Below are 12,977 nucleotides of genomic sequence, written 5' to 3' on the forward strand. Positions count from 1 at the left end.
GGGGGTTTCGCAATGAAGCGCAAGAAATTCCGCCTGCCGCGGTTCGGCCTCGGCGTTGCCGCGATGTTTGCCCTGGCCAGCCCCGTGCAAGCGTTCCAGCGCGTCGAGTTCAGCCAGAATGTCGAGGTAGAGACGGTCGTCACCGGCGCCGAGGGCCAGCGCAAGATCAGCTTTGCGGCGCCCGAGACGGTCGTTCCCGGCGACCGGTTGCGCTTCACGCTGCAGCTCGATAATCGCACCAGCGAATCTGCGGCGGGCCTCAAATTCGTCAACCCGATCCCGCCCGAGGTGCGCTTCGCCAGCACCGACGATCTGGCCGGTTTCTCGATCTCGGTCGATGGCGGCAAAACCTATGGCAATCTGGCTGAGCTGACGGTTCCGGTGGCGGGCGCGGGCCCACGCGCCGCGGGCGCCGACGATGTGACCCATGTTCAATGGGTCCTTCCCGAACCCCTCGCCGCAGGCGCGGTCAAGAAGGTGACCTTCTTTGGCATCGTCCGCTAGGAAGCGGCGATGACGATTTATTGCGATGAATCGGGCGGGCTCAATGCCGGTGCGATGACCTTTGCGGCAGTGATGCTGACGCCGCAGGCCGCCGCCGACCTTCATGCGCGGTTTCGCGCCGTCACCGGATTGCGCGGCGAGCTCAAGGGCAGCCGTATCTCGGTCGTCGAACGCGCCTATCTGCTCGAACTGTTCGACCGCGCCGGCGGCCGCGCCTGGGTCGCGGTGTCACAGCGCGACACGCTTGCGACCAATGCCGACGGCAGCTTGCCGAGCGACCTCGCCCTCTATGGCGCGTTGCTCAATTCGGCGGTCGGCCACTGGCTTCCCGAAACCGGCGGCGTGTGCACCGACGTGGTGATCGACGACGGCCGCTACGACCCCAAGATCCTGTCGCATGTGCGCGAGGAAATCCAGGCCGGCCTCGGCCAATGGGGCCGCGCCTCGCTGGCCGACAGCAAGCGCAGCGACGGCGTCCAGATCGCCGACGTGATCGCCAACAGCCTGTTCAACATGGCGGTCAAATCCCCGCGGGCGACGCGGATCGCACGGATCATCGAGCCGATGCTGGCGTCGAAGGCGATCCGCGTGGCGGAACTGACGCGGGTTTCCTGAGACGGAGCGAGCGGAGGACCAACCGAGTTGCCTGCTGTCCCGGAATGTGGTTTTTCGACATATGCAAAAGCGATCTCGACCGAATGGACGCATGCTTGCGCTAGCGGCTGTCACCTTGCTGGCCTTTTTCGCTATGGGCCCTTTCGACTGGGCAAAGCGCTACTCGAGCTGGAACAATCTGTCGAAGGCCGAACTTGTTGCTTCGGCAAACTGGTACGTGAAAAATCGCGCGCCGGGGAACGGAGCATGTCTTTATGCGGTCGAATGTAAAAATGGCCGAGCGACACTGAAGTTGGTCAAATCCATCGACAACTGGTCCATTGACGTTCCAAAGCAAATCGCCTGGGATCGCAAGTTCAATAGCATGTGCGAGGGACAGACCGCCAATTTCGCACTCGAACTGGCTTCCGACCGGCTCGTAGGCTTTGGCGCTTATGAGGACAGACGGAGAGCCGTCTGGTCATTTTACAATGACAGATTCGTCCCTGTGCGGAGTCGATCCGACCATAGCGCATTCAGTGAGGGAGTACCTGAGCCTTGCGTTTCAAAATATGCGGTAACCGGCACCACCCGGACTGGGGTTTGACCGCTCTCTAGGCCTGATTGCCGGAGTTGGATGGCTTCCACAGGACGGACCGATCACGCAACAAAAAGGGCCGCAGTTTCCCGCGACCCCCTTGGTGATCTCGCTGTCGCTTCGACTTATTCGAAGTCGCTGCCACCACCCGCAGGGCTGCGCGGCGGCGCGGCGGCGGTGAGGCGCAGGGCTTCGGCCGAGCGGCTGATCGAGCTGATTTCATCGGGCGTATCGTCGTCGTCGACCACGACCTTCTGCAGCGAAATCGTCAGCGCTTCGGACAGGTCCTTCGGACGCACGGTCTGTTCGGCGATTTCGCGCAGCGCGACGACGGGGTTCTTGTCGCGGTCGCGGTCGATGGTCAGCTCCGAGCCGCCCGAGATTTCGCGGGCGCGGTGCGCCGAGAGCAGAACCAGGTCGAAACGGTTGGAGACTTTGTCGACGCAATCTTCGACGGTAACGCGGGCCATGTGTTTTCCTTGATCGAGGAGAGGCCAGCCCGAGGGCATGGCGGCAAGCGCTGCGCGCTAGCAGGCGGCCCCCGATATGTCAATCAAACCCGGCGACATCCCCCTTCCCCGCGCCTCGCCCTTGCCCCGCTCATGCGGCTCGGCCTATGACGATCCGCATGAGCGCCGAACCCGTGCCGACCTGCAAAGCCGAAAGCCTGACAGCGGATGTGGCGGGGCATAGAATCGAGGTGATCGTCGATGGCGACGACCGGCTCGACCGGCTGCTCCTGCTGCTGAACGGGGCCGTCCGCAGCATCGACCTGATCATGTATATTTTCGAGCATGACGCCGCCGGAACGCGGGTGCTTGATGCGATGATCGCCGCCGCCCGGCGCGGGGTGCGGGTGCGCGCGGTGATCGACAGCTTCGGGTCGGGCGATGTCGCCGACAGCGTCTTCGATCCGCTGCGCGCCGCGGGCGGCAGCGTGATCTTTTTCTCGCGGCGCTGGCGCTCGACCTATCTCATCCGCAACCACCAGAAGCTGTTGCTGGTCGACGAGGAGGTCGCGATGACCGGCGGGTTCAACATCGCCGAACCCTATCTCAGCACGCGCCTGACGCATTGCTGGTTCGACCTCGGCGTCCTCGTGCGCGGGCCGACGGTGGCGCGGATGGTGCAATGGTTCACCGAGATCCACGATTATACCGTGAACGACGACGGCAAGCTGTTGATGCTGCGCCGGCTGATCCGCGAATGGCCGGTCGATGCCGGGCCGGTGTCCTGGCTGGTCGGCGGGCCGACGCAGCGCCTGTCGCCCTGGGCGCGAGCGGTGCGCGCCGACCTGGACGGCGCGCGGCAACTTGACATGGCGATGGCCTATTTCTCCCCCGGACAGGGCATGTTGCGCCGGCTCGGCCGCGTCGCTCGGCGCGGGCGCGCGCGTTTCGTGATGGCGGCGAAATCGGACAATGCCGCGACGATCGGCGCCTCACGGCTGCTCTATGGTTATCTGCTGCGCAAGCGCGCGACGATCTGGGAATATCGCCCCTGCCGCCTGCATATGAAGCTGATCGTGATCGACGACGTCGTCTATGTCGGCACCGCCAATTTCGACATGCGCAGCCTGTTTATGAATGTCGAGGTGATGCTGCGCGTCGCCGATGCGGGCTTCGCACGGCAGATGCGGGACTTTGTCGCAGAGCTCGAGCCGGATTGTGACGACATCACCATCGCCGAGCACAAGAAGCGCGGCACCTGGCTGACGCGGTTGCGCTGGACGCTCGCCTGGCTCGTCGTCGGGGTCGCCGACTATACGGTGTCGCGGCGCCTCAACTTCGGTCTGGGCGAGATCGATCCCGAAACCGAAGTTTAGTCCTTCCAGCCCCAGAACAGGAAGCAGGGCGGGACATTGACCCATTCGAACGCATTGTCGATGCGCGCGAAATGGGCGGCGAGGAAATCGCGCGCGCGGGCGCGGAACTGATAGACGAGAAAGGCGCCGCCGGGACGCAGCGCGCGGTGCGTCGCCGCCGCGATCGCCGGACCGATGCCCGCCGGCAGGGTCGAAAAGGGCAAGCCCGACAGGACATAATCGGCCTTTTCAAAGCCGTGCGCGGCGATGATCGCTTCGACGTCGGCGGCCGATCCGTGAACCGCGATGAAGCGGCTGTCGCGGATGTCCTTGCGCAGATAGTCGATGAAATCCTCATTGGTGTCGATCGCGATCAACGTCGCATCGCCCGCCATCCGCTCGAGCACCGGGCGGCAGAAGGTGCCGACGCCGGGACCATATTCGACGAACAGCTTGGTGGCCTTCCAGTCGACCGGCTTGAGCATGTGGCGGATCAGCGTCGGCGACGACGGCACGATCGAGCCGACCATCACCGGATGCTTGATAAAGCCCTTCACGAACATGCCCCAGGGCCCGAAAAAGCGCCGCATTCGATCGCGGATCCGGGTGGATAGCGCAATCTTCTGTTCTTGGGCCTGCGCCCGAGGATTTGGCATGGTGGCTTTCGCGTTGTTGCGGACATGAACGGCGTGGCAAAATCGCGGGCGCGGCGCAAGGAAAGAGTGCGCTTGACAAGCGCCGCTTGCGTCCCCTCGCTGGACAGGCGCGACGGGCCGTGTAGGAGAAATCGGACCGAATGATCGAGCCGTCGAGGGGGAGCCGGACATGTCGACTATCAGCCGCTCGATTCCGGCCGACCGCATGGCGGTGCTGTTCGCGGTGATGCTCGTCGCGGCGGCGGGCAATACCGCGATGCAATCGATCCTGCCGGCGATCGGCGCCAAGCTGCATATCCCCGACGTCTGGGTCAGCCTGGCGTTCAGCTGGTCGGCGTTGCTCTGGGTGCTCACCGCGCCGCATTGGGCGCGTCAGTCCGACAAGCGCGGGCGCAAGGCGCTGATGGCGATGGGGGTGATCGGTTTCCTCTCGTCGATGGCGCTGTGCGGGCTCGTCCTCTGGTCGGGGCTCACCGGCCTGCTCGCTGCGGGCACGACCTTCATCCTCTTTGCGCTGTTCCGCAGCCTTTACGGTGGTTTCGGCTCGGCGGCGCCGCCGGCGGTGCAGGCCTATGTCGCCGCGCGCACCGACCCCGACGAGCGGACGCAGGCACTGTCGCTCGTCTCCTCCTCCTTCGGTCTCGGCACCGTCATCGGCCCGGCGATCGCGCCCTTCTTCATCCTGCCCTTCGTGGGGCTGGCGGGGCCGTTGCTGGTCTTTGCGCTGATCGGGCTCATCGTGCTGATCATGCTGCGCTGGCGCCTGCCGGACGACATCCCGCGCTTCGCCGCGCGCGGTGCGATCGCCTCCTACCCCACGTCGGCGGGCACGCCCGACACGGCGCTGTCGGACGATGAGAATGACGCGGCGGAGGACGGCGAGCCCGTGCCGCTGCGCTGGACCGATCGCCGCGTGCGGCCCTGGCTGCTCGCGGGACTGTTCGGGGGGCAGGCGCAGGCGATGATGCTCGGCGTCATCGGCTTCCTGATCCTCGACCGGCTCGAACTGCGGCTGCGTCCCGACGAGGGGGCGGCGATGACCGGCATCGTGCTGATGGCGGGCGCCTTCGCCACGCTGCTCGCGCAATGGGGGCTGATCCCGATCCTCAAAATGTCGCCGCGCACCGCCGTGCTGGTCGGCGCCGCGCTTGGCGGCATCGGCACGGTGACGACCGGTCTGTCGTTCGACCTCCACGGCATCATCATCGGCTTCGCCCTCGCCTCGCTCGGTTTCGGGCTGTTTCGTCCGGGTTTTACGGCGGGATCGTCGCTCGCGGTCCCGCGCCGCGACCAGGGCAGCGTCGCGGGTATGACCGCGTCGATTAACGGCTCAGCCTATATCGTGTCACCCGCCATCGGGGTGCTGCTCTACAACTGGCATCCGATGGTGGCCTATGGCCTGATGGCCGGTTTCTGCGGCTGGCTCGTTGTGTGGGGCTGGAAGGCGCTCCGGCAGGACCACGCCTTCGGGATCGGCAACGAACCCTGACCCGCAGCCATCGGCAGGCTGCGGGTCGGGCATCATTCAATCTTTCGGGTCGTCGTGCTTGCGCTCGCGGACCGGCTTGAGCATGCCGGGCGCGAAGAAGCCGATCGGGTCGACGCTCATCGCCGCCTGCTTGATCTCGCCCTGGATCTTTTCATAATCCTTTTCCATCGCCTCGGTGACCGAGGCGCGGGTGTCCTTGAGCGCGGCGTCGAAGTCCGCCATCGTCACCGTCTCGCTGCCGATCGAGCGCTTGAGCGCGGCGAGCCCGGCGCGGCGGGTCAGATCCTCCAGGTCGGCGCCGGTGAAGCGATCCGATTTCTCCGCGAGGACCGACAGGTCGACATCGTCGGCCAGCGGCATCTTGCCGGTCTGGATCTCGAGGATGCGCTTGCGGCCCTCGGCATTGGGGACCGACACATAGATGAGTTCGTCGAGCCGCCCCGGCCGTAGCAGCGCGGGGTCGATCAGGTTCGGGCGGTTGGTCGCGCCGATGACGACGACCGACTGCATCTCCTCGATCCCGTCCATCTCGGCGAGGATCGTGTTGACGACGCGCTCGGTCACCTGCGGCTCACCCGACGTGCCGCTGCCGCGTGCGGGCACCAGGCTGTCGAGTTCGTCGATAAAGATGATCGTCGGCGCCACGGCACGAGCCCGGGCGAACAGCCGCGCAATCTGCTGCTCGCTCTCGCCATACCATTTCGACAACAGGTCCGAGGATTTGATCGAGATAAAGTTCGCATCGGACTCGCGCGCCGCCGCCTTGGCCAGCAGCGTCTTCCCGGTTCCGGGCGGACCATAGAGCAGGAAGCCTTTCGCGGGCCGGATGCCCAGCCGCCGAAACGCCTCTGGGTTCTTCAAAGGCAGCTCGATGCCCTCGATCAGCTTGTCGCGCGCCGCGTCGAGCCCGCCGATGTCGCTCCAGCGCGTTTTCGGCGCCTGCACCATCACTTCGCGCATCGCTGACGGCTGCACGCGCTTCAGCGCATTGTTGAAGTCCTCGCGCGTGACGCGGAGCTCCTCCAGCACCTCGGGCGGAATCGTCCCTTCCTCCAGGTTGAGCTTGGGCATGATCCGCCGCACCGCCTCGATCGCCGCCTCGCGGGTCAGCGCCGCCATGTCGGCGCCGACAAAGCCAAAGGTCGTGCGCGCCAGTTCGCCCAGATCGACGTCCTCGGCCAGCGGCATACCACGCGTGTGGATGCCCAATATCTCGCGCCGCCCGCTTTCGTCGGGGACGCCGATCACGATCTCGCGGTCGAAACGGCCCGGACGCCGCAGCGCCTCGTCGATCGCGTCGGGCCGGTTGGTCGCGGCGATCACCACCAAATTGGTGCGCGGCTCCAGCCCGTCCATCAGCGTCAGCAACTGCGCGACCAGACGTTTTTCGGCCTCGCCGGTCACCTGCCCGCGCTTCGGCGCGATCGAATCGATCTCGTCGATGAACAGGATCGACGGCGCGGCCTTGGTCGCCTGTTCGAACACATCGCGCAGCCGTTTTTCGGACTCGCCATAGGCGCTGCCCATGATCTCCGGCCCGTTGATCAGGAAGAATTGCGCATCGCTTTCATTGGCGACCGCGCGCGCCAGCCGCGTCTTGCCGGTGCCCGGCGGCCCGTGCAGCAGCACGCCGCGCGGCGGATCGACGCCCAGCCGGCGGAACAATTCGGGGTAACGCAGCGGCAACTCGACCATCTCGCGGAGCTGGTCGATCGTCTCGCCGAGCCCGCCAAGGTCGTCGTAGGTGACGTCGGTGCGCCGCGCATCCTGCGGCTCCTGATATTCGGGCAGCAGTTCGATCTCGGTATTCTCGTCGATGAAGACGACCCCCTTCGGCGTCGCCGACACGACGATCAGGCGCACTTCGGCGAGCGCATAGGCCGGCGCGTTGAGCATCTGGCGCAGTTGCGGCGGCATGTCGCCCGACGGCAGCCGCTGCTGTCCGGCGGTCGCGACGGTATCGCCCGCGACCAGCGGTCGTCCGAAAAAGCTGCGTTTCAGCGCATTCGCCGATCCCTGCAGTCGCAGATTCTCCTGCGCCGGGGCGAATACCACCCGCGTCGCGGGACGGGTTTCGACGCGGCTGAGCGCCACCATATCGCCCGCGCCCGCGCCGGCATTGGCGCGCTGCAGGCCGTCGAGGCGGATGACGTCGAGGCCTTCGTCCTCGGCATAGGGCAGCACGACGCGCGACGCGGTATCGCGCTTGCCGCTGATCTGGACGATATCGCCCTCGGTAAGGCCGAGTTCGGCCATGGCGGCGCGCGGAATGCGCGCGATGCCGCCGCCGCTTTCTTCGGCCCGGGCATTGGCCACCTGCAGTTTGACCTGTTTTTCTTTTACCGCTGCTTCGGCCAAGGCGTGTCTCCCGCAAAGTGTCAGAACGGCGAAGATAGGGCGGCGGTTCCCGATTTGCGACCCCCTTCGGTTCCGGGACATCGGGCGACTTATGACGCACTGCACAAAATTCTGGCATGTCGGTCAACGACATGTCATCATCATTGTCAGACGATATGACACGCCTTCCTCCCCTCAGCAGCATGGAGGCCTTTCTCGAGGTCGCCCGCCACGGCACCGTCAAGGCGGCGGCGAGTGAGCTTGGGCTGTCGATGCCCGCGCTGTCGCGGCGCATCCAGACGCTCGAACACGCCGTTGGCCGCCCGCTGTTCGACCGCCATCACCACGGGCTGCGGCTGACCGAGACTGGGCGCATCCTCCAGGATCAGCTGTCGCCGATTCTCGACGAGATGCGGGCGGTGATCGTGCAGGCCGGCAGCCCCGACGCATCGATGCGGCTCCATCTCAATGTGCTGCCGCTCTTTGCCCAGCAGCGCCTGTTCCCGCGCCTCCCCGAATTGCGCCGCGAGCATCCCGAACTGCATATCGACATCGACACCATGTCGCACGCCGAAGCGCGGCTCGGCGACGGCATCGACGCGGCGATCGCGCTCGCGCGCTCGATCGACCCCGCGCTTTATGCGGCGCGGCTCGACCAGGACAAGGTGTTCCCGATCGCGGCACGGACGCTGGCGGATGGCAATCGCCCGATCGCCGTGCCCGAACAGCTCCAGCGCATGACGATCCTCGTCCATCGCGAAATGCCCGAGACCTTCAGCGAATGGAAAAAGGCTATCGGCATGCCCTATCTCGAACCGGCGGGGATCGATTTTTTCGATTCGGGACCGCTGATGCTCGAGGCGGCGGCGCAGGGGATCGGCGTCGCCTTCATGCACGGCCATCACTTCGACGACGCGCATGATCCGCGGCTGATCCGGCTGTTCGATTTCGACGTCGAAAGCCCGTACAGCTATTGGTTCGTGTGCCGCCCGCGCGCGCTGCGGCAACCGGCGGTGAAACTCTTCCACGACTGGCTGCTGGCGGCGAAGATCTGAAGAAAGATGGTGCTGCTGGACAGGATTGAACTGTCGACCTCGTCATTACCAATGACGCGCTCTACCACTGAGCTACAGCAGCAACCGGACCGCCGCGAACGCATGTTCGCTGGGCAGGCGCGGCCTATGGCGGGGCCTCTCTCGCCTGTCAAGGCGATAGGCTTGACGCTTTGCCGATTTCGCGCGCATGGACGAAGCCGTGAGCAAGACACCCTCCCCCGCCGACCTCGAACGCGAACGTCGCCTCGCCGAAGCGTTGCGCGACAATCTGCGCAAAAGAAAGGCGCAGGCGCGCGAAACCAAAGCGGAAACCTCGCCTAAAGACTGACGGTTACCGTCACATCTTCGCCCTCGGTCAGCCCCTCGGCCTTGCGCACTGCGGCCTTCACGGGAAGGATCCAGCCGCCGCTTTCCTTGTGCGGAAAGACCGACGTGTTCCAGCTGGTGTCGCCGATCGTCACCGCAACCCGCGCCGAGCCGAATCCACCGCGCTTATCGAGCCATTGCCCCGACATGGCGGCCAGACGGATGCCGTCGGCGACATCGCCCGCGATGGTCAGGAAGAACCAGGCGGCGGGCGCAGTCGCCGACTGCCAGCGCCACAGCGGCGTGGTGATGGTGAACGATTCCATATAAATTACCGTAGCCCTGAGCTTGTCGAAGGGCGCTTCTCGGTCATCGACCGACCTCTCGCCAATTCCGAAATCCGATCCCAATCGCCGACGATTAGGGCTTCCTTCTTGGGCCTGCCCCATCCCTTGATCTGCCGCTCGGCCATCTTGGCATCATCGCGGGTCTGGAAGGCATCGCTCCAGACCAGTTCGACGGGACGGCGCGTATAGGTATATCCCGTGAAGAAACCCGTTTGGTGTTCCGCAATCCTTCGCGACAGGTCATCGGTATGCCCTACATAATAGCTGCCGTCGGCACAGCGCAGCATGTAGCAATGGAACATCCAATCCATCGTCAATTGAGCCTTTGCGGGCCCCGGCAGGCGTGCTTCGACAAGCTCAGCACTACGGTGATGGGACAAACTATCGTGCTCCCATCACCGTAGCGCTGAGCCTGCCCAAGGGCGCCTATCGGCGAACGCAAACTCATTTTTTCGCAACCACCGCGCGCACAGGGACCGGGATATTGCAGATATCGGCTCCGCCCGCTGGCCGGATGAAGAAGGGATCGCGCCGATTTTCGCGTGCATCGGCATATTTCGCGAAGCTGTCGCTCTCGGTCGACAGATATTCGAACCTCGGCTGCTCGGCGAGCGGCAGGTCGGTCGCGATGCGGATCGACGCGATCGGCACGCGCTGCTTCGTATCCTCGTAGAAGCCGAGCGGGCCGGTGCCGCGCGGCAGGCTCGACAGATGCTCCATCCCGCTGATCACGCGTCCGACGAGAGCGATGTTGCGGTCGAGATGGCGCGGCGCCTGGCCGATCACCGTATAGAGCTCCGCACCCGAACCGGTGTCGGGCGACAGGTTGCGCCCCACGCCGACCATCGCATAACAATGCAGCGGCCAGTAAATCTGCCCCGAATTGAAATCATCGTCTTTCGCCGGGCCGAACCCAAGCGGCCAGCCCTTGTACAGCGTGATCGCGCCGGCATAGGGATCATTGACCTGAAACAGCGGCAGGAAGCGGTCCTCGGGCTCGGGCGCGACATAATCGCTCTCGGGCATCGTGGCGAGCCCGGGCGGCAACGGCTTCTTCTCCGTGGCGTCGCCCCACTGGGTCACATAATTGTCCTGAACGCGATTGATGCTCGTCCCGTCCCACCAATGCGCCGCCGCCAGCTTGCGGATGTTGCCGATCCACCCCTGGCTGAAGGGTGCGGGCATCAACTGGATGACGACGCGCCGCACCGGCGCCTTCTTTCCCTTGGCGGCGGGGGCGAGGTCCATCACCAGCAGGTCGGACGGCGCAATCGCCACCCAATCCTTCGCCGGCGCGGCGGCGGCGATTTCTCCGGGCGACGGAATTTCGGCCGTTGGCGGCGGGGCGTCCTGCGCGGCGACGGGAATGGCGAGCGACAGCGCGGCGACGGCGGCAAGGAGGCAATGCTTCATGCGATCCGTCTGCCACGCCTATCCGACTTGCGAAAGCCCCGCCAAGCGATTAGGGCGCGCCTTCCAGTGCATGCGGAGCGGTGGCCGAGTGGTCGAAGGCGCTCGCCTGGAAAGTGAGTATACGTCAAAAGCGTATCGAGGGTTCGAATCCCTCCCGCTCCGCCATCATGCCTTGATTTTCTTGATATTTTTTCAAACCAAGGCCGATGTTCCCATAACCGCTCCCCGATAGCACTTGCGCTTGGAGTGAACGCCAGCGGCTGGATTCGCTCAATCGGCGCGCACCTCAACATTTCACAACAGGGGGGCAGGCGAACGTCCGCAAGGCCATTCGGGCAGTCAAACCGGTGCCAGCCGTGGAAGCTGGAAACTCATACACACCGAACGCGACAAATCGCGGCTCGAAATGGCTGAATTATGCGGGTGCCGAGCGGTGGCAGCTTCTCCGTCAAAAATGACGGGCAACGGGCAAGTGACCAATGGCAGCCAATTACGGTGTTCCGGACAAGTCGGTTTTCCGTCAATGATTGCCGCACGCCGGGGCATGAATTACGCTTAGCCAATGCGGGGGGGCAAGATGACAGAAGAGAAAAAGGGGCTGGTGCTGACGTGACCCCCTGGTTTCCACCAGCGGGGATTAGAGCCCAGCAGCTTTGTTGCGCATGAGCGCGGTGTAAGCAATGGCCTGCGCAGCGGAGCCCGTAGGGCGTAGTTGCGCAGGCCATTGCTTATGCAGTTCGGCGGCGAACGCCGCCGGTGTCTCATATCCAAGGGCCGAGTGTGGCCGCGACTGGTTGTAATCCTCGGCCCAGGCCGCGATCACATTGCGGGCATGATCGAGGTCGAGGAACAGCGTCTCGTTCAGAAGCTCATCACGCATCCGGCCATTGAAGCTCTCGACATAGCCGTTCTGCATCGGCTTGCCGGGTGCGATATAGTGCCACTCGACGCCGACTTCACCGCACCATGCGAGTACCGCGTTCGATGTCAGCTCGGTCCCATTGTCGCTGACGATCATTCCCGGCTTGCCGCGTTCCTCGATCAGATCGCTGAGTTCGCGCACGACCCGGCGCCCGGAGATCGACGTATCCGGCACCGCGCGCAGGCACTCCCGCGTCACGTCGTCGACGATATTGAGCACCCGGAACCGCCGGCCCGACGCCATCTGATCATGCACGAAGTCGAGGCTCCAGCGCTGGTTCGGCAGCGCGAGCACCGGTGCGGGCGCCCGCGCACCGATCGCCCGGCGCCGGTTGCGTCGTCGTCGGACCATCAACCCTTCTTCCCGATACAGGCGCTGGGTCTTCTTCCTGTTGATCATTACGCCCTCCCGGCGCAGCAGGATATGCAGGCGTCGATAACCGAACCGGCGACGCTGCTGCGCCAGCTCGCGCAGCTTCTCCCGAACCTCGGCATCGTCACCCCGCTGCGACCGGTAGCGCATGCTCTTCCGATCGGCCCCTGTGACACGGCACGCCCGCCGCTCGCTCATCCCATGGCAAGCCTGGAGATGCGCGACCGCTTCCCGCTGAACGGCGGGCGTCACCATTTTTTTGTGAGAAGATCCTTCAACGCTGCATTGTCGAGCATCGAGTCCGCAAGCAACCGCTTCAGCTTCGCGTTCTCGTCCTCGAGCGAGCGTAGCCGCTTCGCCTCCGACACCTCAAGGCCGCCATACTTGGCCTTCCAGTTGTAAATCGTTGCTTCCGACACCCCGTGTCGCCGCGCCAGCTCGCCGGTCTTCGCGCCCGCCTCCGCTTCCTTCAACACCCCGATGATCTGCTCTTCCGAAAACCTCAAACGCTTCATCTGTCCGTCCTTCCTTCAAGGCCGGACTCTAATCACTGTTGGAGGAAAATCAGGGGGTCACGTCA

The 12,977-nt window shown here is 64.7% G+C and carries 13 protein-coding genes and 2 tRNA genes; 7 read left to right on the plus strand and 8 right to left on the minus strand.

What is annotated here, in order from left to right:
- Window positions 1-12: 12 nt before the first annotated feature.
- Entirely contained in the window at window positions 13-504 is a 492-nt protein-coding gene (locus ACREB7_RS01855; RefSeq protein WP_431590609.1) for a hypothetical protein, read from the plus strand.
- 9 nt (window positions 505-513) lie between these two features.
- The gene (locus ACREB7_RS01860; protein ID WP_431590610.1) at window positions 514-1,119 is read left to right on the plus strand and encodes a DUF3800 domain-containing protein; all 606 of its coding nucleotides are present in this window, start codon (window positions 514-516) and stop codon (window positions 1,117-1,119) included.
- A gap of 702 nt (window positions 1,120-1,821) precedes the next feature.
- Here the strand turns inward: ACREB7_RS01860 and rpoZ are convergent.
- Entirely contained in the window at window positions 1,822-2,166 is a 345-nt protein-coding gene (gene rpoZ, locus ACREB7_RS01865) for a DNA-directed RNA polymerase subunit omega (RefSeq protein ID WP_187141393.1), read from the minus strand.
- A 158-nt stretch (window positions 2,167-2,324) separates the two neighbouring features.
- Here rpoZ and ACREB7_RS01870 point away from each other — a divergent pair, with 158 nt between their 5' ends.
- Window positions 2,325-3,521: a phospholipase D-like domain-containing protein gene (locus ACREB7_RS01870; protein ID WP_431590611.1), complete on the plus strand. Its 1,197-nt coding sequence runs from the start codon at window positions 2,325-2,327 to the stop codon at window positions 3,519-3,521.
- On the opposite strand, the gene ACREB7_RS01875 is transcribed toward ACREB7_RS01870, so the two are convergent.
- The gene (locus tag ACREB7_RS01875) at window positions 3,518-4,156 is read right to left on the minus strand and encodes a class I SAM-dependent methyltransferase (RefSeq protein ID WP_431590612.1); all 639 of its coding nucleotides are present in this window, start codon (window positions 4,154-4,156) and stop codon (window positions 3,518-3,520) included. The two genes, ACREB7_RS01870 and ACREB7_RS01875, sit on opposite strands and share 4 nt — an antisense overlap.
- 169 nt (window positions 4,157-4,325) lie before the next feature.
- Between ACREB7_RS01875 and ACREB7_RS01880 the strand changes: the two genes are divergently transcribed.
- Entirely contained in the window at window positions 4,326-5,645 is a 1,320-nt protein-coding gene (locus tag ACREB7_RS01880; RefSeq protein WP_431590613.1) for an MFS transporter, read from the plus strand.
- Window positions 5,646-5,681: 36 nt separating this feature from the next.
- On the opposite strand, the gene ACREB7_RS01885 is transcribed toward ACREB7_RS01880, so the two are convergent.
- Window positions 5,682-8,003, minus strand: coding sequence for a CDC48 family AAA ATPase (locus tag ACREB7_RS01885; protein ID WP_431590614.1), 2,322 nt, complete (start codon window positions 8,001-8,003; stop codon window positions 5,682-5,684).
- Window positions 8,004-8,158: 155 nt separating this feature from the next.
- Here ACREB7_RS01885 and ACREB7_RS01890 point away from each other — a divergent pair, with 155 nt between their 5' ends.
- Complete coding sequence (locus tag ACREB7_RS01890) at window positions 8,159-9,037, plus strand: LysR substrate-binding domain-containing protein (protein ID WP_431590615.1); 879 nt, start codon at window positions 8,159-8,161, stop codon at window positions 9,035-9,037.
- Window positions 9,038-9,044: 7 nt separating this feature from the next.
- On the opposite strand, the gene ACREB7_RS01895 is transcribed toward ACREB7_RS01890, so the two are convergent.
- Window positions 9,045-9,119: transfer RNA gene (locus ACREB7_RS01895), tRNA-Thr, on the minus strand.
- Between the two features lie 105 nt (window positions 9,120-9,224).
- Here ACREB7_RS01895 and ACREB7_RS01900 point away from each other — a divergent pair.
- A complete protein-coding gene (locus ACREB7_RS01900) occupies window positions 9,225-9,365 on the plus strand; it encodes a hypothetical protein (protein ID WP_431590616.1) in 141 nt (46 codons plus the stop codon).
- On the opposite strand, the gene ACREB7_RS01905 is transcribed toward ACREB7_RS01900, so the two are convergent.
- The 3 genes from ACREB7_RS01905 to ACREB7_RS01915 all read right to left on the minus strand — a co-directional run bounded on the left by ACREB7_RS01905 (window position 9,355) and on the right by ACREB7_RS01915 (window position 11,103).
- Window positions 9,355-9,669 (minus strand): DUF1905 domain-containing protein, encoded by a 315-nt coding sequence (locus ACREB7_RS01905; protein ID WP_431590617.1) that lies wholly within the window; start codon window positions 9,667-9,669, stop codon window positions 9,355-9,357. The genes ACREB7_RS01900 and ACREB7_RS01905 overlap by 11 nt on opposite strands.
- Before the next feature lie 5 nt (window positions 9,670-9,674).
- The gene (locus ACREB7_RS01910) at window positions 9,675-10,001 is read right to left on the minus strand and encodes a GIY-YIG nuclease family protein (protein ID WP_431590618.1); all 327 of its coding nucleotides are present in this window, start codon (window positions 9,999-10,001) and stop codon (window positions 9,675-9,677) included.
- A gap of 133 nt (window positions 10,002-10,134) precedes the next feature.
- Window positions 10,135-11,103: a peptidylprolyl isomerase gene (locus ACREB7_RS01915; protein ID WP_431590619.1), complete on the minus strand. Its 969-nt coding sequence runs from the start codon at window positions 11,101-11,103 to the stop codon at window positions 10,135-10,137.
- 74 nt (window positions 11,104-11,177) lie between these two features.
- On the opposite strand from ACREB7_RS01915, the gene ACREB7_RS01920 reads away from it, so the two are divergent.
- Window positions 11,178-11,268 (plus strand) — tRNA-Ser (locus ACREB7_RS01920).
- Window positions 11,269-11,740: 472 nt separating this feature from the next.
- On the opposite strand, the gene ACREB7_RS01925 is transcribed toward ACREB7_RS01920, so the two are convergent.
- Window positions 11,741-12,912, minus strand: a protein-coding gene (locus tag ACREB7_RS01925) for an IS3-like element ISSpma3 family transposase (RefSeq protein WP_431590620.1) whose coding sequence is annotated in 2 segments (ribosomal slippage) — window positions 11,741-12,660 and window positions 12,660-12,912 — 1,173 coding nt in all. Because the reading frame shifts where the segments join, the coding sequence is not laid out codon by codon here.
- Between the last annotated feature and the right edge of the window lie 65 nt (window positions 12,913-12,977).

This window comes from Sphingopyxis sp., assembly GCF_050725615.1.
Lineage (GTDB): Bacteria > Pseudomonadota > Alphaproteobacteria > Sphingomonadales > Sphingomonadaceae > Sphingopyxis.

Coding starts and splice junctions, on each gene's coding strand:
- ACREB7_RS01855 (WP_431590609.1), top strand. CDS start 13: ATGAAGCGCAAGAAATTCCGCCTGCCGCGGTTCGGCCTCGGCGTTGCC.
- ACREB7_RS01860 (WP_431590610.1), top strand. CDS start 514: ATGACGATTTATTGCGATGAATCGGGCGGGCTCAATGCCGGTGCGATG.
- rpoZ (WP_187141393.1), bottom strand. CDS start 2,166: ATGGCCCGCGTTACCGTCGAAGATTGCGTCGACAAAGTCTCCAACCGT.
- ACREB7_RS01870 (WP_431590611.1), top strand. CDS start 2,325: ATGAGCGCCGAACCCGTGCCGACCTGCAAAGCCGAAAGCCTGACAGCG.
- ACREB7_RS01875 (WP_431590612.1), bottom strand. CDS start 4,156: ATGCCAAATCCTCGGGCGCAGGCCCAAGAACAGAAGATTGCGCTATCC.
- ACREB7_RS01880 (WP_431590613.1), top strand. CDS start 4,326: ATGTCGACTATCAGCCGCTCGATTCCGGCCGACCGCATGGCGGTGCTG.
- ACREB7_RS01890 (WP_431590615.1), top strand. CDS start 8,159: ATGACACGCCTTCCTCCCCTCAGCAGCATGGAGGCCTTTCTCGAGGTC.
- ACREB7_RS01900 (WP_431590616.1), top strand. CDS start 9,225: ATGGACGAAGCCGTGAGCAAGACACCCTCCCCCGCCGACCTCGAACGC.
- ACREB7_RS01905 (WP_431590617.1), bottom strand. CDS start 9,669: ATGGAATCGTTCACCATCACCACGCCGCTGTGGCGCTGGCAGTCGGCG.
- ACREB7_RS01910 (WP_431590618.1), bottom strand. CDS start 10,001: ATGGATTGGATGTTCCATTGCTACATGCTGCGCTGTGCCGACGGCAGC.
- ACREB7_RS01915 (WP_431590619.1), bottom strand. CDS start 11,103: ATGAAGCATTGCCTCCTTGCCGCCGTCGCCGCGCTGTCGCTCGCCATT.